This is a genomic window from Hwanghaeella sp. LZ110 (assembly GCF_048892525.1).
Classification (GTDB): domain Bacteria; phylum Pseudomonadota; class Alphaproteobacteria; order UBA8366; family Aestuariispiraceae; genus Pacificispira.
Genome location: NZ_JBLZHT010000003.1, coordinates 263,520 through 286,869, shown reverse-complemented (window position 1 = coordinate 286,869; position 23,350 = coordinate 263,520). Strand labels below are relative to the sequence as shown.

Annotated in this window: 23 protein-coding genes; 7 read left to right on the top strand and 16 right to left on the bottom strand. The window is 55.4% G+C overall.

Annotated elements, in window-relative coordinates; translation table 11 throughout:
• The first annotated feature begins 117 nt into the window (after positions 1-117).
• The 7 genes from ACOSDM_RS07560 (at position 118) to ACOSDM_RS07530 (ending at position 7,504) form a co-directional block, all read left to right on the top strand.
• The gene (locus ACOSDM_RS07560; RefSeq protein WP_420723891.1) at positions 118-1,785 is read left to right on the top strand and encodes a hypothetical protein; all 1,668 of its coding nucleotides are present in this window, start codon (positions 118-120) and stop codon (positions 1,783-1,785) included.
• Between the two features lie 14 nt (positions 1,786-1,799).
• Positions 1,800-2,411 (top strand): hypothetical protein, encoded by a 612-nt coding sequence (locus ACOSDM_RS07555; RefSeq protein WP_420723890.1) that lies wholly within the window; start codon positions 1,800-1,802, stop codon positions 2,409-2,411.
• A gap of 53 nt (positions 2,412-2,464) precedes the next feature.
• Complete coding sequence (locus ACOSDM_RS07550) at positions 2,465-2,842, top strand: hypothetical protein (protein ID WP_420723889.1); 378 nt, start codon at positions 2,465-2,467, stop codon at positions 2,840-2,842.
• 42 nt (positions 2,843-2,884) lie between these two features.
• On the top strand, positions 2,885-3,790 hold the full coding sequence (locus ACOSDM_RS07545; RefSeq protein WP_420723888.1) for a DMT family transporter: 906 nt from the start codon (positions 2,885-2,887) through the stop codon (positions 3,788-3,790).
• 53 nt (positions 3,791-3,843) lie between these two features.
• Positions 3,844-4,854 carry an Ldh family oxidoreductase gene (locus ACOSDM_RS07540; protein ID WP_420723887.1) on the top strand — a complete coding sequence of 337 codons (1,011 nt, stop codon included), beginning with the start codon at positions 3,844-3,846 and terminating at the stop codon, positions 4,852-4,854.
• A 7-nt stretch (positions 4,855-4,861) separates the two neighbouring features.
• Positions 4,862-6,100, top strand: coding sequence for a Zn-dependent hydrolase (locus tag ACOSDM_RS07535; protein ID WP_420723886.1), 1,239 nt, complete (start codon positions 4,862-4,864; stop codon positions 6,098-6,100).
• Between the two features lie 195 nt (positions 6,101-6,295).
• Complete coding sequence (locus ACOSDM_RS07530) at positions 6,296-7,504, top strand: alpha/beta hydrolase (RefSeq protein ID WP_420723885.1); 1,209 nt, start codon at positions 6,296-6,298, stop codon at positions 7,502-7,504.
• On the opposite strand, the gene ACOSDM_RS07525 is transcribed toward ACOSDM_RS07530, so the two are convergent.
• From ACOSDM_RS07525 to nuoF, 16 genes are all read right to left on the bottom strand, one after another.
• Entirely contained in the window at positions 7,505-8,065 is a 561-nt protein-coding gene (locus tag ACOSDM_RS07525; protein WP_420723884.1) for a DNA-3-methyladenine glycosylase I, read from the bottom strand.
• Between the two features lie 5 nt (positions 8,066-8,070).
• Positions 8,071-8,301 (bottom strand): DUF1467 family protein, encoded by a 231-nt coding sequence (locus tag ACOSDM_RS07520; protein WP_420723883.1) that lies wholly within the window; start codon positions 8,299-8,301, stop codon positions 8,071-8,073.
• Between the two features lie 10 nt (positions 8,302-8,311).
• Entirely contained in the window at positions 8,312-8,716 is a 405-nt protein-coding gene (gene mce / locus ACOSDM_RS07515) for a methylmalonyl-CoA epimerase (RefSeq protein ID WP_420723882.1), read from the bottom strand.
• A 23-nt stretch (positions 8,717-8,739) separates the two neighbouring features.
• A complete protein-coding gene (locus ACOSDM_RS07510) occupies positions 8,740-10,416 on the bottom strand; it encodes a ribonuclease J (RefSeq protein WP_420723881.1) in 1,677 nt (558 codons plus the stop codon).
• The gene (locus ACOSDM_RS07505) at positions 10,413-11,189 is read right to left on the bottom strand and encodes a type III pantothenate kinase (protein WP_420723880.1); all 777 of its coding nucleotides are present in this window, start codon (positions 11,187-11,189) and stop codon (positions 10,413-10,415) included. The genes ACOSDM_RS07510 and ACOSDM_RS07505 overlap by 4 nt, the downstream gene beginning before the upstream one ends.
• A gap of 18 nt (positions 11,190-11,207) precedes the next feature.
• Complete coding sequence (locus tag ACOSDM_RS07500) at positions 11,208-11,939, bottom strand: biotin--[acetyl-CoA-carboxylase] ligase (protein WP_420723879.1); 732 nt, start codon at positions 11,937-11,939, stop codon at positions 11,208-11,210.
• A gap of 23 nt (positions 11,940-11,962) precedes the next feature.
• Positions 11,963-13,411: an NADH-quinone oxidoreductase subunit NuoN gene (gene nuoN, locus ACOSDM_RS07495; RefSeq protein ID WP_420723878.1), complete on the bottom strand. Its 1,449-nt coding sequence runs from the start codon at positions 13,409-13,411 to the stop codon at positions 11,963-11,965.
• A gap of 20 nt (positions 13,412-13,431) precedes the next feature.
• Positions 13,432-14,964, bottom strand: coding sequence for an NADH-quinone oxidoreductase subunit M (locus ACOSDM_RS07490; RefSeq protein ID WP_420723877.1), 1,533 nt, complete (start codon positions 14,962-14,964; stop codon positions 13,432-13,434).
• Between the two features lie 28 nt (positions 14,965-14,992).
• Positions 14,993-16,987, bottom strand: a complete 1,995-nt coding sequence (nuoL, locus tag ACOSDM_RS07485; RefSeq protein WP_420723876.1) for an NADH-quinone oxidoreductase subunit L — start codon at positions 16,985-16,987, stop codon at positions 14,993-14,995.
• A 13-nt stretch (positions 16,988-17,000) separates the two neighbouring features.
• Positions 17,001-17,309 carry an NADH-quinone oxidoreductase subunit NuoK gene (gene nuoK / locus ACOSDM_RS07480; protein ID WP_420723875.1) on the bottom strand — a complete coding sequence of 103 codons (309 nt, stop codon included), beginning with the start codon at positions 17,307-17,309 and terminating at the stop codon, positions 17,001-17,003.
• A 15-nt stretch (positions 17,310-17,324) separates the two neighbouring features.
• Entirely contained in the window at positions 17,325-17,933 is a 609-nt protein-coding gene (locus ACOSDM_RS07475) for an NADH-quinone oxidoreductase subunit J (RefSeq protein WP_420723874.1), read from the bottom strand.
• A 49-nt stretch (positions 17,934-17,982) separates the two neighbouring features.
• Positions 17,983-18,471, bottom strand: coding sequence for an NADH-quinone oxidoreductase subunit NuoI (gene nuoI, locus ACOSDM_RS07470; protein WP_420723873.1), 489 nt, complete (start codon positions 18,469-18,471; stop codon positions 17,983-17,985).
• 19 nt (positions 18,472-18,490) lie between these two features.
• Positions 18,491-19,537 (bottom strand): NADH-quinone oxidoreductase subunit NuoH, encoded by a 1,047-nt coding sequence (gene nuoH, locus ACOSDM_RS07465; RefSeq protein ID WP_420723872.1) that lies wholly within the window; start codon positions 19,535-19,537, stop codon positions 18,491-18,493.
• On the bottom strand, positions 19,530-21,611 hold the full coding sequence (gene nuoG, locus ACOSDM_RS07460) for an NADH-quinone oxidoreductase subunit NuoG (protein WP_420723871.1): 2,082 nt from the start codon (positions 21,609-21,611) through the stop codon (positions 19,530-19,532). Before nuoG ends, nuoH begins: the two co-directional genes overlap by 8 nt.
• A 217-nt stretch (positions 21,612-21,828) precedes the next feature.
• Positions 21,829-22,032 carry a hypothetical protein gene (locus tag ACOSDM_RS07455; protein ID WP_420723870.1) on the bottom strand — a complete coding sequence of 68 codons (204 nt, stop codon included), beginning with the start codon at positions 22,030-22,032 and terminating at the stop codon, positions 21,829-21,831.
• 2 nt (positions 22,033-22,034) lie between these two features.
• On the bottom strand, positions 22,035-23,345 hold the full coding sequence (nuoF, locus tag ACOSDM_RS07450; protein WP_420723869.1) for an NADH-quinone oxidoreductase subunit NuoF: 1,311 nt from the start codon (positions 23,343-23,345) through the stop codon (positions 22,035-22,037).
• Positions 23,346-23,350 lie beyond the last annotated feature (5 nt).

Below are 23,350 nucleotides of genomic sequence, written 5' to 3'. Positions count from 1 at the left end.
GGTGCGCTGTCTTAAAGCGCACGACCTTATGGATCAAGCAATGGAAATTCATCATATTCTTCCATTTGATAGTGTTTTGTGTATAATACTACTATTAAGAACTTTAGGCGGGTGCGGATGATGAAACGATATCTGGTCCTTAAAGTCATTTGTCGGGTTATCTTGCCTGCTGTGTTTCTGGCTGGATGCGGCGGCGTCCATATCTATGACGCGGAAAATCACGCTGTCGCAAAATCTGTCGTTACAAATAATGAAGCCGTCGACCTTACGACGATATTCAGCAACATTCGGGATAACCTCAATACGCTGCAAACCGCGGAAAAGCAGGTTCATCGCGATGTTCGCGCGCATATTGCGAAACGTCAGGTCTTTGAAATTCTTCGGGTCGACGCCGCCCTGCCAACAACCACACCGTTACATCATTGGTTATCTCCGACGTCTTTGAACGATGGCAATGGCACCAATGACCCAACCTCTTTCGTCGCGACACGTTTGACCCAGTTGGGGGTTCAGAATTCAACCCTTGATGAAGCAATGACGAAAATGAAAGTCGCAGCGACCGCCTATTCCACCTTGTTATCGCGCCTTGAACCATTTGAAACGAAAGGAGATGATTTCCTGAGAATACGGATAAACATGGCCACTTTCGGCTGGCCCACCGAAACTGCACCCATTCCAAGCTGCGCCAATTTAATGTCGAACCCTCGTCCTGCATCCTTGCCGCAAGGCGTTCTGGCGGATGCAAGCCCAGCCGCGCAGAACGCCATGCTAAGTTTTCTTCAAAGCTTGTATGACACCTGCAAATTAACCCAAACCCCTGAATTAAAAGAATTAAAAGAATTCGACGGAGAGATTGGGGAGGCCTTCAATACCTGGATGACGACCCTGGCATCGCTTGACGAGGTTGCTGCTACTGAAAAATCAACCAAACAATCCATCAAACAATTGACTAAGGCGACCGCTGTAAAGCCATCGGAATCGTCCGTCGCGAAGTTGCAGGAAAAGGCCGAAGACGTTGGGAAACTTGTCGGCAAAGCGAATGATGCCCTGGGGAAACTGGGGGAAGATCTAGCCTTTTCCGAAGAACGCATTGACGCGATCAACACCGTCCTGATCGCCTTCAAAACCGGCTCCAGCGATGTCTCAACAACATCCGCAGCGGGGGCGGAGAATGAAACCCTGCGACAGGCAGTAATTGTCGCTGCCGGTTTGCCCGCCATCGGAACAGATATTGAAACCCTACAGGACATTCTGAACCGACCCGAAGGCCGCGCACTGCTGCTTGCGCAATTAACACAGGAACAGTTGCGGCTGGATCACCTAAAAGCCCGCAAGGCGCTGTTGGAAACACGGGCAACGGCCGCACGCGGTCGATTGGAGGCATTGCTGCGCGAGGTTGTCCTGTATCGAAATGGATATGACGCCCTGACGAACCATGGCGGCGCGCTGGCAAATGCATCATTGACCCAGATTCTTGCTGCACCCAACGGCCGCGATAAGATCTATGCGACGCGCGGCATCACATCCTTTGTTCAGGCACAAACAATCGCAAGAGCCGACGCCACCAGTTTTGAAATGAGCCTGGTGGATATACAGCATCGCGAAGTCGTGCTGTTGAATGAATATGCCGCAAAATCCTGGAAGGCCCTGATCGATGGTCCCATCGGAGAAATCGCAACCTATTGGGAAGGCGGGATCAAGCCGGAAACCCTTGCGGATCTGGCCGTTGGACTTGGACAGATTGCGACCTTCGGCTTCATCGGCGTCAAAGCCGTGGATGATTAAGGAGAAACCGCCCTATGCGCATCATATGTCGTTTTATCATGTCTTTCGGGTTCGGACTTTTGGCATTGGGTCTGGCGGGCTGTTCCAATTCCGAACCCGTGCGAAATCTTTCGGTGACGACGGGAGACACCGCAACCGCCCTGGCGGGATCCATGGGGGACATCAAACAAACCGCACTACAGCAGGGCAAGGACCGCGCCGCCAGTATTGCCCGGCTGCGCACAACATTGCAGGAAACCGAACAGGACTTCGAACGCGAGCGAAAGGAAGTCTTTGCGCTGGGTGGAAAACAGGAACAGCTGATCTACACCAATTTAGACAAGGTGTTTAAGATTGCCGAAGAACTCAACCTGAACGAATTTCGTTTCGAAACTGTCTGGTCAGAAACAAATACGCAATTGGTCGGCTCTCTCGGTCCCATCAACAATGGCGGTGCGGATCTGATCAAAGTTGCCGAAGGCCTGTATGGCTTGGGCAAGCAGCGAAAGACGACGGATCAGATCAAGTTTCTGTTCGCCTTCGGCAAAACATTGAAAAAAGAAATCGACACCCGACGGGATGCCCTGGAAGCCCAACAGAAACCAGGACCTGAAATAGAGTCTTCCACCGTCGCAGCCCTGCAATGAAAGATTCGAAATAGCAAACGCAGTCTCGCTTAAACACTACAGGGGGAACGACAATGCCAATGTCTCAAGAAGACACACTTATACTGGCCGCTAAAATAACCGCCGCAGCAACCAGAGTCCGTGCCTTGATGGCGGAACTATCAAAATGGTTGGTTCTCAACCCAAATGATGCGGGTCGTAACAAGATACAGATCGAGCGGCTTGAATTGGCCGCTGACTTGCAAAAGCTGGAGGCGCGATTGCAGATCCTTATGGATCATCACAGTGTTCTGCAGCCACCGACCCAAGCACAAATCGACGCCATTGGTCGCGCGACAGAGGAGGTGAGCCAGTTAAACGCCCAGCAAGCCAGCGCCGATGCGTTGATCAGTGCCTCGAACAAGGTGATTAACATCGTCAAAGCGGTCAACGCCGCGGTGCCGAAACCATAAACACCCGTTGAGCCGGGCGCATTTTCAGTATATGCCCGGATCATGACCGACAAAACTGACAACCCCACCAAGGGTATCCTGATGATTGTAATGGCGATGTTTATCTTCGCCTGTCAGGACACTGTGACCAAGCAATTGGCCCAAACCTATGACGCGCCACAGATATTATGGGTGCGGTTTTTGTTTTTCGGGGTTTTCGCGGTCATCCTCAGCAGTTGGAACCAGCCGCTGAAACAAGTCGTCAAGGCACATCGACCCTGGTTGCAGATTGTCCGGTCTCTGCTGATTGTACTGGAAATCAGTGCCTTCGTTCTGGCAATCCGCGTTCTGTCGCTGGCGGAAACACATGCCCTTTTTGCCAGCTTCCCGCTGATGGTGACGGCCATGTCCGCCTTGATCTTGCGGGAAAGAGTCGGCATTCGGCGCTGGGCTGCGGTCCTTGTGGGGTTTTCGGGCGTGCTGATCATCCTAAGGCCCGGCTTTGGCGTATTCCAATTGGAATCCCTGATCGCGCTATCCGCCGCCTTGATGTTTTCCATCTATCACGTGCTGACCCGCATCGTTAGCCGGAATGACAGTTCCAACACCTCCATGCTGTATATGGCTGTGATCGGTGCGGCGATCATGACCTGTATCGGGCCCCTGTATTGGATTGAACCAACGCCCCAAGCCTGGCGTCTGCTGGCGCTATTGTCGCTGACCGGGGCGGTGGGGCACCTGCTTTTGATCAAGGCCCTGGAATGTGCCCCGGCCTCTGTCCTGCAACCGTTCAATTTCACATTGTTGGTCTGGGCAACGTTGATGGGCTATATCGTGTTTAATAATCTGCCCGATATGTGGACCTTGATCGGCGGCGCGGTCGTTGTCGCCAGCGGGCTTTACACAATCTATCGGGAACGCCAGCGCAATGTTCCAGAAGTCCCCCCCGAAATTCGCGTAAAGCCCTGACAAATGCTGTGACGCCCGATAGGCTGCCTTATTAATCAAGAGGAGCCCGCAGTATGAGCGACACCGTAACGTTAAGCCTGACCGAAGCCACCACCCTTTCCACCGCCGCCCTGACCGCCAATGGCGCAGATGCAGAGAATGCCCGCGCCGTCACTGATATTATGATCCGGGCGGAACGGGATCGCTGCGCCAGTCATGGATTGTTCCGCCTGCCGGGCTATTGCGCCTCTTTAAAAAGCGGAAAGGTCAAGGGAACGGCGCGCCCTATCGCCTCTGAAATTGCGCCTGGCGCGGTCCGCGTGACGGGCGACGGCGGCTTTGCACCCCTTGCCCTGGAAGTTGGGCTTCCCGTCCTTGCGAAGAAGGCAAAGTCTCAGGGGATTGCCGGAATGGGGCTGGTGGATATCTATCACTTTGCCGCCCTATGGCCGGAGGTTGAGACCCTGGCGGAACAGGGCCTATGTGCCTTCGCCTTCACACAGGCCTCCCCCATGGTCGCGCCGGCTGGGGGGATCAAACCCTTCTTTGGCACCAATCCGATGGCCTTTGCCTGGCCGCGCCCCGGCAAGGACCCTTATGTCTTTGATCAGGCCTCCGCAGCGATGGCGCGCGGGGATGTGATGATCCATGCACGCGACGGGCATCCCGTCCCCCCGGGAACAGGGATTGATGTTGATGGGAACCCAACCACGGACCCGGCAGAAGTCCTGAAAGGCGCACAATCCCCCTTCGGCGGATACAAAGGGTCGAATATCGCCCTGATGGTCGAATTGCTGGCGGGCGGCCTGATTGGATCGGTCTTTTCCGCTGAGGCTGGCCGATTGGACAACAAGGATGGCGGCCCCCCGATTGGCGGCGAATTCATCATGGCGATTGACCCATCCCATTTCGGCGACGCGGATCATTGGGCGCAGCATTGCGAGGCTTTGTTCAGTGAATTGACTGCGATGGATGGCGTACGCCTGCCCGGACAGCGCCGCCGCAAGGCCCGCACGGAGACACCGACCACCGGTATCGTCCTGCCGCGCTCTCTGGTCGATACGATCAACGGGCTGGCGGGATGACACTAAAATGAGAAACCATCCCAGCCTGCCGATTGATGCGGACCGCCTGTGGCGCAGCCATGAAGAGATGGGGCAATTGGGTGCAACCCCGAAAGGCGGGGTCAATCGCCAGGCCCTGACCGCCCAGGATCAACAGGCCCGCGCGCTGTTCACCCAGTGGGCACAGGCGGCAGGATGCATCGTTGAGACCGATTGTGTTGGCAATCTGTTTGCCCGGCGTCTGGCGCGTGATCCCGATCTGCCTGCCGTTTGCACCGGCAGCCATTTGGATACCCAGCCCACGGGCGGAAAATATGATGGTGCCTATGGTGTTCTGGCCGGGCTGGAAATTCTTCGCGCCCTGAATGATGCGGGAATTGAAACCGAACGCAGTATTGAGGTCGTCGCCTGGACGAATGAGGAAGGAACCCGCTTTGCCCATAGCGGATCCGCGTTGTTCGCGGGAAAGGCCGATCTGGAACAGGCCTATAATGCGACAGACCCAACCGGCATACGATTTGAAGACGCGCTGACCGCGATCGAGGCAAAAGGCCCCCTGCCTTTAGGCAACCGCCCTTATGACAGTCTGTTCGAAGCCCATATCGAACAAGGTCCGATCCTGGAACGAGAAGGTTATTCGGTTGGCATTGTCACCGGGGCCCGCAGTCAGGTGCGCTATGATGTGACCGTGTCCGGCGCAGAGGGCCATGCCGGGACGATGCCAATGACGATGCGCCAGGACGCCCTGACTGCCGCCGCACGCCTGGTCGTGGCGCTGGAAAAGATTGGTCAGGATCACCCGCCCCAGGGTGTGTGCACCGTAGGGGCCCTGAGCGTATATCCCAATTCCAGAAACACCATCCCGGGCACCGTCACGTTTTCCATAGATCTGCGCCATCCAACGCAAGACGGAATCACAGCAATGCGGGCTGCGATCGACGATGCCATGCAGACGGAGCAAGCAAAGGGGAAAGTGACTGTTTGCTGGACAATACTGGATCAGGAACCTCCCCTGACTTTTGATCAGGATCTTGTGGCGCTGTTGAAGGCGGGGGCGGCGTCTTTGGATATCCCGGTGATGGATATCTTTTCCATGGCCGGTCACGATGCCTGTTACCTGTCGCAAGACCAACCAACCGCAATGGTCTTTGTCCCTTGCAAGGATGGCATCAGCCATAATGAACTGGAATCCGCCACCGCAGAAGACCTGGCCGCCGGGGTCGAAGTCCTGGCCAGCGCCATCCTGGCCCGGGCGATGCAACGCTGACGGGACATCAATGGGTCGGTGGCGTGCCCTGCGCAACAGTCCGAATTTCGCAACCAGATAATTTATTGGGTGCCGCGGATTGCCGTACACCAGGCATGAGTATACACCTTGATAAGATAGACGTGTGTGCGACTTTCCGGTCTATGGATCGGCATGTCGCACTCTTTCCGCGACCCTTCTCTTCGGGAGTTTCTGATGCATTTCACTTGGCGTGACCAACCCGCCCCTGCGGTCCAGGCTGACCCCGAACACACAGCCGTCACTGCTACATCAGGCCCGATTGATGGTCAGACCCTGGCGAATAGCGTTCTGGATGCGGCACGGGCGTTGGGCCTGGACCTGGCGCGACAGGGTGCGGCGCCCCCCCATATCCGCACCCTGACGATCACGACCCCGGACCCGGATGCATTTGACGCGGCCCTGCCGGAAATCGATCTGTTATACCGTGAAATTCTGGGGGGAAACTTCGGGGATATCGCCTTGGTCAAGGGCGATTCCGTGACCTTCACGGCTGTTGCCCATGTGCCACCCGCCTCTAAGGATCCAGTCTATCTGGATTATGATGCAGCCAAACTTTCAATGGAATACAGCCCGCGTGTTTCTGTGCCAGAAGCAGCCCAGATCATGGCCGCCTGGCGTGTGGACGGCACCGCGCATCAAAAAACCCGTACCGCGGAAATCAGCTATGGGCCGGACAGCGCCCACACAATAGACCTATACCTTCCACAGGGGATCAAGAATGCCCCCTTGCATGTTTATATTCACGGGGGCTATTGGCAGGCACTGGACAAAAAGGACAATGCGCACCTTTGCAAAAAAATTGTAGAGGCTGGAATTGCGGTCGCCGCCTTGAACTATCCCCTGTGCCCGCCCGCCAGCATCGGTGATATCGTCACGGACTGCCGCACCGCCCTGGCGCATTTGTATCAGACGGCGGATCGGAACGGATATGATGCGGACTGGATCACAATTTCCGGCCATTCCGCCGGGGGGCATCTGGTCGCAATGTTGGCCGCCACCCATTGGCCGCAGATTGATCCAGATCTTCCACGCGACCTGATTAAGGGTACCGTTTCAATTTCTGGCCTGTTTGACCTGGAGCCATTGCGCCATATCGGGCTGAACAATGCCCTGCGTCTGACGGAAGAGGATGCCCGCACACTCAGCCCTATATTGCTCAATCTGGTATCCAATGCGCCATTTGTTGCGGCTGTTGGCGGTGCGGAAAGTGACGAATTTCGCCGGCAAAGCCAGGATTACGCCGACCATTGGCGCGACCGCCGCAAAGATATCGACTATCTGGAACTGCCGAATCTGAACCATTTCACGGTGGTTGAAGCGCTGGCTGACACGCACTCCCTGCTTTACAAGAAAGTGGTAGAGATCGCCAAACCCAAGGCGTGATCAGGGTTCCTGATAGAATGCCAGGCCTTGCGCCCGCCAGGGTGGGGATAGGGCGGTGAGTTTCTGATAGGCAGGACAGTCTTCCCGATGGGTTCCGGGCAGATATCCGATAGACATCAAAAACTCGTTGGTGATTTCGCCCCCGGTAAATTTGAAAGTCTTCTTAAACAGTTTCACCCATTGAGATTTCGTCAACGGATGCTGGCCGGCGATCCAATTTGCAAAACTGCCGTGACTGCCGCGCAGCTGTTGAATGACCTGCGCATTATGGATCGCGGCGTTCACCTTCAAGCGATTGCGCACGATCATGGGGTCATTCAGCAACCGGACAATATCCTCATCCCCGTACTGGGCGACCGTATCGACATCAAAGCCGTGGAAGGCCGCGTTCAGCCCTTCCCGCTTCTTCAGGATCAGGCCCCAATTCAATCCGGCCTGCATGATTTCCATGACCAGACGTTCGAACAACCGACGCTCGTCAGTTTCCGGGAAGCCATATTCCGTATCATGGTAGTCCCCGTGTACCGGGTCCCCAATCGCATAATCGCAATACCAGCCCATCGATCCTACACCAAATGAACGTGAATCACGTCGGCCGCCACCCAATAGGCAAACAGGATGACGAAGGCTGCCAGGGTCGACCACAGGGCCTTTTTTCCGATCATATGGTTAACCGGCGCACCGACATCATGCCCTTCTTTCGGGTTGTCATCCCGCTGCACCCCAATCGGCAAGACGATAAAAAACACCAGCCACCATGCGATAATGTACACAACGATAAAGGATGCGATGCTCATAGCCCCTGCCTTACACCTGTTCCAGTTCCACTAATGTGCCACAGAAGTCCTTGGGATGCAGGAACAAGACCGGTTTGCCATGGGCCCCGATCTTCGGCTCTCCGCTGCCCAGTACCCGCGCACCATCCGCCTGCAATTTATCGCGGGCTGCTATGATGTCTTCTACCTCATAACAAATATGATGCATGCCGCCGGATGGATTGCTTTGCAGGAACTTTGCGATTGGAGAGTCATTCCCAAAGGGATGTAAAAGCTCAATCTTGGTATTGGGCAAGTTGACAAAAACCGTCGTCACACCATGTTCTGGCAGATCATGCGGATCAGAAACGTCACCACCCAATGTATCGCGATACACCGCACTGGCTGCCGCCAAATCCGGCACTACGATAGCGACATGATTTAGTTTTCCAATCATCGCAACTCTCCCATCTAATCCATTCAAACTCTTAACAAATGCACGTCTACCTGCGGGCGACGCCGGGTCATTGCCTGCAGCTTCCTGCGCAGTGCGATTCGCACGGCCTCGACCACCTGACCGTCATCTTTCAATTGGGCCTTGGACAGATTCTCTACCGTTTCTTCGGCCAGATCCAGCAGATCATCCCATTCCGGCCCGTCGGAATCCAGCAAGCCCGCCAGGGTCAACTGCGCCTCATCCGCCAGACGACCGGACTTATCCAGGGCGATAGAAACCACCGCAGCCCCATTCTGTGCCAACCGCTTGCGTTGGCGAATCGATCCATGATCCATGGGAATCAAACGATCCCCATCCACCGCCAGACGACCGGAATAGACCTGATCAATCACTTCCGCGCCGTTATTGGTCAGGCTCATCAACATCCCGTTCTGGGCCACAATGCCATGGGGTACCTGACAGCTTTGCGCCAATCTAGCATGGGCCAGAAGATGCCGGTGTTCGCCATGAACCGGGACGGCCACCTGAGGGCGTATCCAGGAATACATATCCGCCAATTCATCCCTGTTTGGATGGCCCGATGCATGAATTTCCGCATCATTGGCGGTGATGATTGTACACCCCAATTCAGTCAGAGAATTCTGCAATTCGCCAATCGACACCTCATTGCCCGGTATCTCGCGGCTGGAGAATATCACCGTATCCCCCTGCCCCAGCTTGATATTCTGATGATCCCCTCGGGCGATTCGGGCCAGGGCGGCGCGTGGCTCCCCCTGACTGCCGGTGCAGATCCACAGAACCTTCTCTGCTGGCAGGCGGGACGCCGCCTCATCATTCAGGAAAGGCGGCAAATCCTGTAAATAGCCGCATTCGCGGGCGCATTCATTCATGCGCCATAAGGACCGACCCGCCAATGCCGGTTGACGGCCACAGGCAATCGCCGCCTTGGCCGCGCTTTCCAGGCGCGCAACATTGGATGCGAAACAGGCAATCGCAACGCCACCCTGACAGTCGCGCACCACATCCACCAGATTCTTGCGCACATCCCCTTCGGATCCGCTGCGCCCGGAATTCAGCGAATTGGTCGAATCACAGACCATGGCCATCACGCCTTCTTCCCCGATGGCGATCAAGCGGGCCTCGTCCGTCGTCGGACCAACCTGTGGATCGGGATCCAGCTTCCAATCGCCAGTATGCAGGACAACCCCGGCAGATGTCCGGATTGCCAAAGCATTGGGTTCGGGAATGGAATGGGTCAGGGTGATCAGTTCAATATTGAACGGACCAACATCGAAAGTGCCTGACATCGGCACTTCGATAATTTCCACCTTTCGACCAAAATCAACCTCAGTCAATTTCCGGCGCAGAACCGCTGCAGTAAAGGGCGTCGCGTAGATCGGGCATTTCAATTTGGGCCAAAGATACTGAACAGCGCCTAAATGATCCTCATGCGCATGGGTCAGAACAAGCCCGCACAAATCTTCGATACGCTCCTCAATAAAGGCCGGATCCGGCATGATCACATCAATGCCAGGGGTTCGCTCATCACCAAAGGTGATGCCACAATCCACCATCAACCATTTTTCATCATGTCCATACAGGTTCAGATTCATCCCGATCTCGCCCGTGCCACCCAGCGGCAGGAACAGGAACTCATCAGGACCCGGTGTGTCCGTGTCGCGGAAACCAGGCGCGGTCATACAATACCCCCGTTCCGCTGATAGATTTCAACAAGTCCACGCAGGGTCAGGGATCGATCCGTATGTTCAATAACATCCGTGCGCTCGGCGAATAGCTCTGCCAATCCACCGGTACCAATAACTTTCATATCTTCTCCATATTCACGGCGGATTCGGTCCACCATGCCTTCAATCATACTGACATAGCCCCAGAAAATACCCGATTGCATGGCATGCACCGTGGACTTTCCGATCACTGTCTCTGACGGCGCAACCTCCACAAGGGGCAACTTGGCTGAGGCCAGATACAAGGCCTCTAATGACAAGCGTATCCCTGGTGAAATTACACCGCCGCGATAATTTCCATCTCCGTCAACCACATCAAATGTTGTGGCCGTGCCAAAATCGATACAAATCAATGGCCCGCCATAGGTGCGATGCGCTTCTACCGCATTCACCAGACGATCCGCCCCGGCCTGTTCCGGTCGGTCGATCAAGACCTGAATCCCCAATTCCACACCGGGATCACCAATAACGATTGGTTCACCGTCGAAATAACGCCGGCACAGGCTTACCAGATTGAATTCGGTTTCCGGTACCACCGACCCGATCACCGTGCCCGTGATTTTCGTGTGATCCAGCCCGTTTAACGTCATCAACTCACTCAGCCAGACGATATACTCATCTGCGGTGCGTTTTGGATCATTGGCGCAACGAAAGGCCTTTACGAAATCTGTCCCATCAAACACGCCAAAGACAACATTTGTATTGCCGGAATCAATTGCAAGCAGCATTCACGTCATCCTTCAATATCACGCAAAAAATACATCGCCGGCAGAGATCCTGTGTCGCGTGCCCGCCTTATCCAGAACGACCAATGCGCCATCTGCATCCAATGTCTCAAACCGCCCGACAATTTCCTTTGATGTCAGGCGTACACGAATGTCCTGACCGCGCCCATGCGCCTTGTCCAGCCAGGCAGCGTGAATAGATGTGGCTCCCTGTTTATGCCAAATTCCGCGCCAATGGTCGATTCCTTCCAGCACACTGCGGCACAGTGTATCTGCTCCATGGGGATAAGCCTCCTGCGCCACATGTGTCACGGGATAAGGCGCATCCTGTGGATGGTGGGCCACATTGACCCCCATGCCAATCAATATCCACGGGGCTGCTGAGGGACCGCCTGCCTCCAGCAGGATGCCTGCCGTCTTCTTGCCCCCGATCAGGACATCATTAGGCCATTTCAAGGTGACGTCGGGCAGGCCGATTGCATCATAAAGCGCAAGGGCGGCTGCAAAGGAAAGCTGTGCACAATCTGCCAGGGGGCGATCCTCCCGCAGCAGCAATGTCATATACAGATTGCCGGCCTCTGATACCCATTGGCGGCCAAATCGCCCGCGACCGCCGGTTTGAATATCCGCCCGGACAACGGTTCTGTCGGGGGCATCATGGTCGGCCAGATCCCGGGCGATATCCATCGTCGATCCAACCACCTGGAACCGCTGAACGGACCAACCGGGCGGATAGAGCGTTGTTTCAGTCACTGGCGTGTGGCACGGGCGCTGGATCAACCTGCGAACAAGGACGTCGCCGCGTAAGCTGCGTAGTCCGCCAGAGTCTGAGGCAACAGGATAAAGACCAGGATCGCCAGCGACGATACCAGCAATATTCCCTTCATCGCACGCCCTTCCATCGCATCCAGCGTTTCATCCGCTTCGTCAAAATACATGACCTTGATGATGCGCAGGTAATAGAAGGCGCTGACAACACTGGTAACGGCCCCGATGACCGCCAGATAGATCAATCCCGCATCAATTGCCGCACTGAAAACAAAGAACTTACCAAAGAACCCTGCCAGTGGCGGAATGCCCGCCATGGAGAACATGAAGATCATCAGCGCAAGCGCCATGCCCGGTCGTGTCTTTGACAGACCAGCCAGATCAGAGATGTTTTCAACCATCCTGTCCTTGACCTTCATGGACAGGATAATGGCGAAGGTTCCGACATTCATCGCCAGATAGATTGCCATATACATCATGACAGCCCCGGCCCCGGCCTCGGTCCCCGCCGCCAGGCCCATCAGGGCATAGCCGACATGACCGATGGAGGAATAGGCCATCAGACGCTTGATATTGGTCTGTGCAATGGCGGCAAAGGCCCCAAGGATCATGGAGGCGACGGAAATCATCCAGATGATCTGCTGCCATTCCGCGATCAGGTCCCCGAACGGGCCCAGCATGACACGCAGAATAAGCGCCATCGCCGCGATCTTGGGGGCAACCGCAAAAAAGGCGGTCACAGATGTCGGGGCGCCTTCATAAACGTCTGGCGTCCACATATGGAAAGGGACGGCGGAAATCTTGAACGCCAACCCGGCCGACAGGAAGACAAGACCAACAATCAGGCCCGTCGGCGCGGCATCCATATTGGCCATTTCCTGCGCCAATGCGGTGAAACTGGTGGTTCCGGCAAAGCCATAGATAAGCGAACAGCCATACAGCAACAGGCCGGAACTCAAAGCACCAAGCACGAAATACTTCAAACCGGCCTCTGTCGAGCGCAACTGGTCACGCTGAAACGCGGCGACGACATACAGCGACAGGCTTTGCAATTCCAGGCCGATATACAGCGACATCAGGTCATTTGCTGAAACCATCATCAGCATGCCCAAAGTCGCAAAACACAGCAGGATCGGATATTCAAACCGGGCCATGCCTTCGCGCCGGATATAGCGATCGCTCATCACCAGACCACAAAGGGCCGCGATCAGCACAAGAAGTTTCATATAGACGGCGAAACTGTCGACAATGAACAATCCGCCAAAGCCGACACGATTGTCTGTCCCGGTTATGACCACCAAGACAGCCGTGCCCAGCAACACCAGGATCGCCAGAAAGGAAACACGGCCCAGGGCTTTCTTGGCATCAGAAAAGACGCCAACCATCATCAGCGCCATCACGCTGGCGGCCAATGCGATTTCCGGTAGGGCCGGTGCGAATGCGGAGGTTTCGAACATACTAGGTCTCCCCCCTCTTTCTATTGGTTACCGGTAACCAGCGCGGCACCCGATTGGGCCGCGGCCAGTGCCGCATCATAATTTTCCACCAGATTCGTCACTGACACCTCAATCGGATCCAGGAAGGTCGATGGGTATATCCCCATCCACAGGGTCAGAATGATCAGCGGAACAAAGATCGCAATCTCTCGCGGGCTCATATCCAACATGCCTTTGACATCATCCTTTGTCAGCGCCCCAAAGACGACCCGGCGATATAGATACAGCATATAGGCTGCCCCCAGGATCATCCCCGTTGCCAGGAAGGCCGCGACATAGGTGTTGTGTTCAAACGCCCCATACAGGATCAGGAATTCCCCAACAAAACCGCTGGTACCCGGCAGGCCGACTGAGGCCATAGTGAACAGCATGAACACCAGGGCATAGCGCGGCATATTGGTCGCCAACCCGCCATAGCGGGAAATCTCGCGGGTGTGCAGCCGATCATAAACCACGCCCACACATAGGAACAGCGCGCCTGAGACCAGGCCATGGCTCAACATCTGAATGATCGACCCCGCAATCGCGGTTTCGTTCATGGAGAATATCGCCGCCGTCACAAAGCCCATATGTGCGATGGAGGAATAGGCGATCAGCTTCTTCATATCCTCCTGCACCAGGGCCACCAAAGAGGTGTAAACAACCGCGATGCAAGACAGCGTGAAAACCAGTGGCGCATAGGCTTCGGACGCCAACGGCAACATTGGGATGGAGAATCTCAGGAAACCATAGCCCCCCATCTTCAACAACACGCCGGCCAGAATAACAGACCCCGCCGTTGGTGCTTCAACATGGGCGTCTGGCAACCAGGTATGAACCGGCCACATCGGCACTTTCACAGCGAAACTTGCGAAGAAGGCCAGCCAGAGGATCATCTGCAGGTCACGCGGGAACTGTGTCGTCATCAATGTGGGAATATCGGTCGTTCCCCCCGCGCCGTAATACATTGCGATGATTGCGACCAGCATCAGGATAGATCCCAGCAGCGTATACAGGAAGAACTTGAACGCCGCATAAATCCGACGCCCGCCGCCCCAGACACCGATGATCAGGAACATCGGCAACAGAACACCTTCGAAGAAGATGTAGAATACCAGCATGTCCAGGGCGCAGAACATGCCAACCATCATGGTTTCCAGTACCAGGAAGGCGATCATGTATTCACGCACGCGCACTTTGATGGAGCGCCAGCTTGCCAGGATACACAGCGGCGACAACAGGGTCGACAGCAACACGAACCAGATCGAAATCCCGTCCACGCCCATCTTATAGCCAATCCCAACCGATTCCAGCCAGGGCTGATATTCAACCAGTTGGAAATCAGCGGAGGACCCGTCAAAATTAGCCAGCACCAGCAAGGACAACAGAAAGGTTGTCACCGAAGCGACAAACGCAACCCATCGGGCATTGCGTGCCACTTCTTCTGGCGTGCCACGGATGATCATGACAAACAGCGCCCCAACCAAAGGAGCGAATGTCGTCAAACTGAGAAGAGGAAACGAGGCTTCCGACATTTTGAGGTTCGGTCCCTTCCCGACGGCCTTAGTGAGCCAACAAATAGAAGCTGATCAGCACAACAACACCGATCAACATGGCGAATGCGTAATGGTACAGATAACCGCTTTGCAGCAGGCTGATCCGCCCGGCGAGGATTGACGTGCTCTTTGCCACGCCATCAGGGCCCAGGCCATCGATGACGTCGCCATCCCCCCGTTTCCAGAACAGCCGCCCAAGGGCAAAGCATGGCCGGACGAAGAGGAAGTCATACAATTCATCAAAGTACCATTTGTTAAACGAGAACTGGTAGAACGGACCCCAGAAGCGGCCGATGGACTTGCCGCGCTCCAAACCGCCGCGATAGACCCAAATCGCCCCAAAGATCCCGATAAGCCCGACCACCAAGGGTGCCACTTTTACCCAGATCGGCACATGGTGGGCATTTTCCAGCGCCTGATGGCTCTCAAGAATCAGGATCGAATCCCCCCAGAATTCCTGGAAATGATGACCCGTGAAATAGGGTGCAAAGACAACGCCTGCAAAGACGGCACCAATCGCCAATACATACAATGGCACCAGCATGACATTGGGCGATTCATGAACATGGGCCATGACCTTCTCATCACCGCGCGCCGGGGTATGGAACGTCATCCACAACAGGCGCCAGGAATAGAAGGCTGTCATTATGGCTGCAGCAATGCCCAACCAGAAGGCATAACGGCCGATCCCTGTCTCCGCCGCATAGGCGCTTTCAAGTATAGCGTCCTTGGAGAAAAAGCCTGCAAAGCCGATGGATGTGCCCGGAATACCAATCCCCGTCAGCGCCAGGGAGCCAATCCACATCATCAGCATGGTCTTTTTGATATAGGGGGCGAGACCACCCATCTTGCGCATATCCTGCTCGTCGGAGACGGCATGAATCACCGCGCCTGCGCCCAAGAACAACAAGGCCTTGAAGAAGGCATGCGTGAACAGATGGAACATCGCTGCGGGATAAGCCGATACCCCAGCGGCAAAGAACATATAGCCAAGCTGAGAGCAGGTAGAATAAGCAATCACCCGTTTGATATCGTTTTGCGTCAGCCCGATTGTCGCGGCAAAGAATGCCGTCGAAGCCCCGACAAAGGTCACGACCATCAGGGCGGTTTCCGAATATTCAAAAATCGGCGACAGACGGCACACCATGAAGACGCCAGCCGTCACCATGGTCGCGGCGTGGATCAGCGCGGAAACGGGCGTTGGCCCCTCCATCGCATCGGGCAGCCATGTATGCAGCCCCAATTGCGCCGATTTCCCCATCGCGCCCATGAACAACAGCAGACAGACCGCCGTCACGGCTTCCTGTCCGGTCAGCGTGAACCACAGGAAATTGAAGCTGGTCGCTGTACCACCATCTCCAACAATGCCTGGGATCGCATTGAAAACACTGTCAAAAGACAGCGATCCGGTCAGAATGAACACACCGAATATGCCCAGCGCAAACCCGAAATCCCCGACGCGGTTGACGACAAATGCCTTAATCGCCGCCGCATTGGCAGAAGGCTTCTTGTACCAGAACCCAATCAACAGATACGACGCCAGACCGACGCCTTCCCAGCCAAAGAACATCTGAACCAGGTTATCGGCCGTCACCAGCATCAGCATCATAAAGGTAAACAGGCTCAGATAAGCCTGGAACCGGGGAATGCTGGGATCATGGTGCATGTATCCGATGGAATAGATATGCACCAGGGACGAAACCGTGGTGATCACCACCAGCATGACGCCCGTCAGCGTATCGATGCGCAGCGCCCAATCAAAAGAAAAATTCCCGACCGTCACCCAGCGCAGCAATTCAACCGTATAGGCCTTGTCGGTCGGATCTTCCGCCAGAATGCCAACCTTGATAAAGACGATCCAGGCCAGAATGGCCGACAGCACCAACAGGCCGGAAGAGACGATCTGTGCGAACACATCCCCCTTATGCCCGCCAATGGCGCGCCCGGCAAAGCCAGCAACCAATGCCCCGATCAGCGGCAGAAATACGATGAGTGATTCCATGGGAGTACCGCCCCTAACCCTTCATGTTGCTGACATCGTCAACCGCGATAGACGCGCGGTTACGATAGAAGACGACCAGGATGGCAAGGCCGATTGCGGCCTCTGCCGCCGCCACGGTCAAGACGAACATGGCAAAGATCTGACCCGTCAGGTCCTGCAGGAAGGCCGAGAAAGCGACCAGATTGATATTCACGGCCAACAGCATCAATTCGACCGACATCAAGATCACAATCACGTTCCGGCGGTTCAAAAAGATGCCAAACAGCCCCAATGTGAACAGCACGGCCGCAACAGCGAGATAATGTGAAAGTCCGATTTCCATATCCGTCGTTCCCCGCTATATGCCGCTGCCAGAGTCGACCTTGACCACGATCAGCTCATCCTTGGAAGAGCGTGACACCTGATCGGCGATAACCTGCTTTTTGACACCGGCGCGCTGACGCAAGGTCAATACAATCGCCCCCATCATCGCGACCAACAGGATCAGGCTGGCCCCCTGAAACAGATAGATGTAGTCGGTATAGATGATCTGGCCGATGCTGCGTGTATTGCTGACCGCGCCAACGACAGGCCCCAGGGTAATTTCAGACATTTGCGGGCCCAGGGTCCAGGATGTCGCCACCAGCGCCAGTTCGAGGAACAGGATGCCGCCCAATGTTGCACCCAGATAGACATAGTTCTTAACGCCGCGTCGCAATTCGACGAAATTGACGTCCAGCATCATCACGACGAACAGGAACAGGACCGCGACCGCGCCGACATAAACGACGACAAGGATCATCGCCAGAAACTCAGCCCCGATCAGCACGAACAATCCCGCCGCATTGAAGAAAGCCAGGATCAGGAACAGGACCGAATGCACGGGGTTGCGCGATGTTATCACCATCACGGCACACGCCACGCAGATCGCGGCAAATATGTAAAACATGAACCCGGCGAATGCCATTGGTTCCCCCCTCGGTTTCAATCAATCGGTACGCAGACCCGCAAGCGGTTTAGCGGTACGGCGCGTCCAATTCAAGGTTAGCAGCGATCTCCGATTCCCAACGGTCCCCATTCGCAAGGAGCTTATCCTTGTTATAGAACAGTTCTTCGCGGGTTTCGGTCGCAAATTCGTAGTTCGGTCCTTCAACGATTGCATCCACCGGGCACGCCTCCTGGCAGTAGCCGCAATAGATGCATTTGGTCATGTCAATGTCATAGCGAGTCGTCCGGCGCGAACCATCCGCGCGCGGTTCAGCCTCAATCGTGATCGCCTGGGCGGGGCATACGGCCTCGCACAGCTTACACGCGATGCAGCGCTCTTCCCCATTGGGATAGCGGCGCAGGGCGTGCTCTCCCCGGAAACGGGGGCTCAATGGCCCTTTTTCATAGGGATAATTGATCGTGTGTTTGGGGCTGAACATCATCTTGAGAGTCAGCGCCATACCGCTGAGCAATTCAGCCAGCAGGAAAGATCGGGCAGTTCTGTCGAGGCTTGCCATCCAGCGTCTCTCCTTTCCTTTAATTCATGCCTTGGGGTAACAGGTCAAACGCGACCAGGAACCCGGCGGTTGCAATGACCCAGAACAGCGACAGGGGCAAGAATACCTTCCAGCCCAGACGCATCAATTGGTCATATCGATAGCGCGGAAATGTCGCGCGTACCCACAGGAAGATGAACAAAACGAAGGCAACCTTTATGGCAAACCAAATCGGTCCAGGCACCCAGGTGAAGGGTTGCGCATCCACCGGCGGCAACCAGCCCCCCAGGAATAGAACCACGGTCATCGCGCTCATCAAAATCATGTTGGCATATTCACCCAGAAAGAACAGAGCAAAGGCCATCGCCGAATATTCGACGTTATAACCTGAAACCAGCTCTGCTTCCGCTTCCGGCAAATCAAACGGGGCGCGGTTCGTTTCCGCCAGTGCCGAAATGATGAAGACCACAAACATCGGCAGCAGGGGCAGGAAGTACCAGTTCCAGAAACCACCCCCGGCCTGGGACCGCACAATGTCACTGAGGTTCAGCGACCCGACGCAGATCAGCACCGTTACGATCACAAATCCGATGGAGACTTCGTAAGACACCATCTGCGCCGCAGAGCGCAATGCGCCTAGGAATGCGTATTTGGAGTTCGACGCCCAGCCCGCGATGATGATGCCATAAACGCCCAGCGATGAAATCGCGAAGAGATACAGAACCCCGACATTGATATCAGCCAGCACCATACCGTCATCAAACGGTATAACCGCCCAGGCGATTAGTGCCAGTACAAAGGTCAGCATCGGTGCAATCAGGAACAGGACCGGATTGGCACCTGCCGGGATGATGGTTTCCTTCATCAGCAGCTTTAACGCATCGGCGATGGGCTGTAACAGGCCAAAGGGTCCCACCACATTCGGGCCCTTGCGCAATTGCATCCAGCCGATGACCTTACGCTCTGCCAGCGTCAGATAGGCAACCGACAGCATAACCGGAATCATGATGCACAGGATCAGAAGAACCGTGATCAGCGTCGGCCAGACATAGCCAGACCACCAAATGCCGTCAAACAGGTCAGCCATGGGTCCCGGTCCCCTTCCCGTTGCGGTCCAGCACAAATGTCTGTGTGCATTCCGCCATCGTCTCCGACGCCCGCGAAATCGGGTCGGTCATATAAAAATTCTCAATCGGCGTGGTGAATGCGGCCGCGTCCATTGCGCCGGGTGTGCCAAAATCAGCCCAGCTTGCAGCTTCCGCATCATCAATGCGCGACAGATGCGGATGGGCCCCGCGCATCGCCATGCGCAATTCGTCAAAACTGATCCAAGGTAAAGGTTTACCCACTGTTTCGGACAGGGCCCTTATGATCGCCCAGTCGTCCTTTGCTTCGCCTGGTGGGAAGGTCGCCCGGCGGGCCAGTTGAACGCGCCCTTCCGTGTTCACATAGGTCGCATTCTTTTCCGTATAGGCCGCGCCCGGGAAGATCACATCGGCGACATGCGCACCCTTATCCCCATGGTGACCGTGATAGACGACAAAGGCACCACTGTCTTTCAACGGGGCCAGGTCCATTTCATCGGTTCCCAACAGATAGACCAGCTTAATCGCGCCCGTTGCCGCACCAGCCAGAATGCCGTCACGATCAGCCCCCTTGTCGCCAGGGACGAATCCAACATCCAGCGCCCCAACGCGGCTGGCCGCTGTGTGCAGAACGTTAAAGCCGTTCCAGTCTTCTTTAATCATGCCGCACATATCGGCAATTTTCTTTGCTGCGGCCAGAACCGCCGCGCCATCTTTACGCGCAAGCGCCCCCTGCCCCACGATGATCATCGGGTTCTCAGCAGATTTCAAAATTTCTGCAAAAGGATGACTGCCATCGGCGACTTCGCTCAAAGTCTCAGGGCCAGCCCCCAGATAATCGCTGTCATAGGTTGTTTTGATCTGTTCGCCTATGGTCGCAACCTGCATTGCACCGGTCAGCCACCGCTTGCGAATGCGGGCATTAATAATCGGGGCTTCCCACCGAATATTGGCCCCCACGATCAACAGCGCATCAGCCTGTTCAATCCCGGCAATGGTGGTGTTAAAAATGTAACCAGCACGCACGCCAGCATCCAACTTAGCCCCATCCTGACGGCAATCCAGATTGGGGGATCCCAGCATCTCCATCAGCATCTTCAGAGAATAGACGCTTTCCACACAGGCCTGGTCGCCGGTTAGGGCAGCCATCTGCTCGCCCTTCAAACCATTAGCCGCCTTTGCCACCGCAGCCATGGCATCCTGCCAGCTTGCCGGTTTCAGCTTGCCGTCCATGCCCCGGATATAGGGCTTGTCCAGACGCTGACGCCGCAGCCCGTCACAGGCATAGCGCGTTTTGTCGGAAATCCATTCCTCGTTCACGTCTTCGTTCAGACGTGGCAGGACCCGCAGCACCTCATTGCCCCGCGCATCGACGCGGATGTTGGAGCCAACGGCATCCATCACATCCACGCTTTCGGTCTTTTTCAATTCCCAGGGACGTGCATTGTATTGATAAGGTTTCGACGTCAGGGCACCGACCGGGCACAAATCAATGACATTGGCGGATAATTCGCTGTCGACAGCCTGCTCCAGGCTGGAAATCTCTGCATTCTCACCGCGATTCAACAGGCCGATTTCTTCTGCACCAGCAACTTCCGCGACAAAACGCACACAGCGCGTGCAATGAATACACCGGGTCATGATCGTATTGATCAGCGGGCCCATATACTTGTCCTTCACCGCGCGCTTATTCTCGGTATAGCGAGACCCGTCGCGGCCAAAGGCCATGGCCTGATCCTGCAGGTCACATTCGCCGCCCTGGTCACAAATCGGGCAATCCAGCGGATGATTGATCAGCAAGAATTCCATCACGCCCTTGCGGGCCTTCACCACCATTTCAGATTCGGTGAGGATTTCCTGATTGGGGGCCACCGGCAGCGCACAGGAGGCAGCAGGTTTCGGCGGGCCCGGCTTCACCTCGACAAGGCACATACGGCAGTTGCCCGCGACCGACAGACGCTCATGATAGCAAAAGCGCGGCACTTCAACGCCGGCCTGCTCACAGGCCTGCAGCACGGTCATGCCCTGCTCGACCTCTTGCTCTTGCCCGTTAATCTTGATCGTTATCGTCGCCATTCACCCATTCCCTTGAAAATCATTACTGCGCAGAAGAAATTCTATTTCGCAAGACCGGCCAATTGGAAAAGGCAAACACATAAATCATTAGTATGTTAACAACGGGGATAAGTAGAACAAGGCTCCATACACCTTTATAACCGGCTCGAGATACAATTCGCCAAGCTAAATAAATATACAGCGCAGCTATAGCGACTTCTATAACATGTTCCATCGCCTATTGCTCTCCATCAACATGTGGCCATTTCCCAAAAGCAAGAATAACCATGTAAATAATTGTTCCAATTCCTGGGAAAATATTCAAAAGACCCAAGGCTCCACTGCGACCAGCTTTCTTAGCAATCATCCAACTAGGCACAACAAATATCATGATAAAAATCAGCACGATAAACCAATGCCAAACTGATACTATGCCCATCATCCCTACTCCGCCGCGACCGCGCCAACGGCGACGCGGGTGCGGTTTTTGATGCGATCTTCGATTTCGTCGCGGAAATGGCGGACCAGCCCCTGGATCGGCCAGGCTGCTGCATCGCCAAGCGCGCAGATCGTGTGACCTTCCACCTGTTTGGTGACTTCCAGCAGGGTGTCGATCTCTTCGATCTCTGCCTGCCCCTTAACCAGGCGTTCCATCACGCGCCACATCCAGCCTGTGCCTTCGCGGCACGGTGTGCATTGGCCACAGCTTTCGTGTTTGTAGAAATAGCTCAACCGGGCGATCGCCTTGATGACATCAGTGGATTGATCCATCACGATCACAGCCGCCGTGCCCAGGCCGGATTTCTGTTCCTTCAGCGCATCGAAATCCATCAGCACCGTGTCACAGATATCCTTGGGCAGCAGCGGCACGGAGGATCCGCCCGGGATCACTGCTTTCAGATTATCCCAGCCGCCGCGCACGCCGCCGCAATGCCGTTCCAGCAGTTCTTTCAGCGGGATCGACATGGCTTCTTCAACGTTGCAGGGCTTCTCTACATGGCCGGACACACAGAACAGCTTGGTACCAGCATTGTTTTCGCGACCAAAGCCCAGGAACCATTCGGCCCCACGGCGCAGGATGGCCGGCGCAACAGCGATGCTCTCCACGTTATTCACTGTGGTCGGGCAACCATACAGGCCCGCCATTGCCGGGAAAGGCGGTTTCAGGCGCGGTTGGCCCTTCTTACCTTCCAGGCTTTCCAACAGCGCGGTTTCTTCACCACAGATATAGGCGCCGGCGCCATGATGGATATAGATATCAAACGGATAATCGCTACCACAGGCTTTCGGGCCGACCAAACCGGCCTCATAGGCTTCGGCGACGGCCTTTTCCAGAATGTTATATTCATAGCGATATTCGCCGCGAATATAGACATAGCAATGATGCGCGCCCATCGCGATGGAAGCCAACAGGCAGCCTTCGATAAAGGTATGGGGATCATTGCGCATGATCTCCCGGTCCTTACAGGTGCCGGGCTCTGATTCATCAGCATTCACGACCAGATAGGACGGTTTGTCCGACGTGGCCTTGGGCATGAACGACCATTTAAGGCCGGTCGGGAACCCTGCCCCACCGCGCCCGCGCAGGCCGGATGCCTTCACGATCTCAACAATCTTGTCACGACCAAGGTCAATCAACGCCTTGGTATTGTCCCAGGCACCGCGCTTTTTCGCCGATTCCAAGTTCCACGAATGATATCCGTAAAGATTCTTGAAAATCCGGTCTTCGTCTTGAAGTGGCGACCAATCTGGCATCTGTC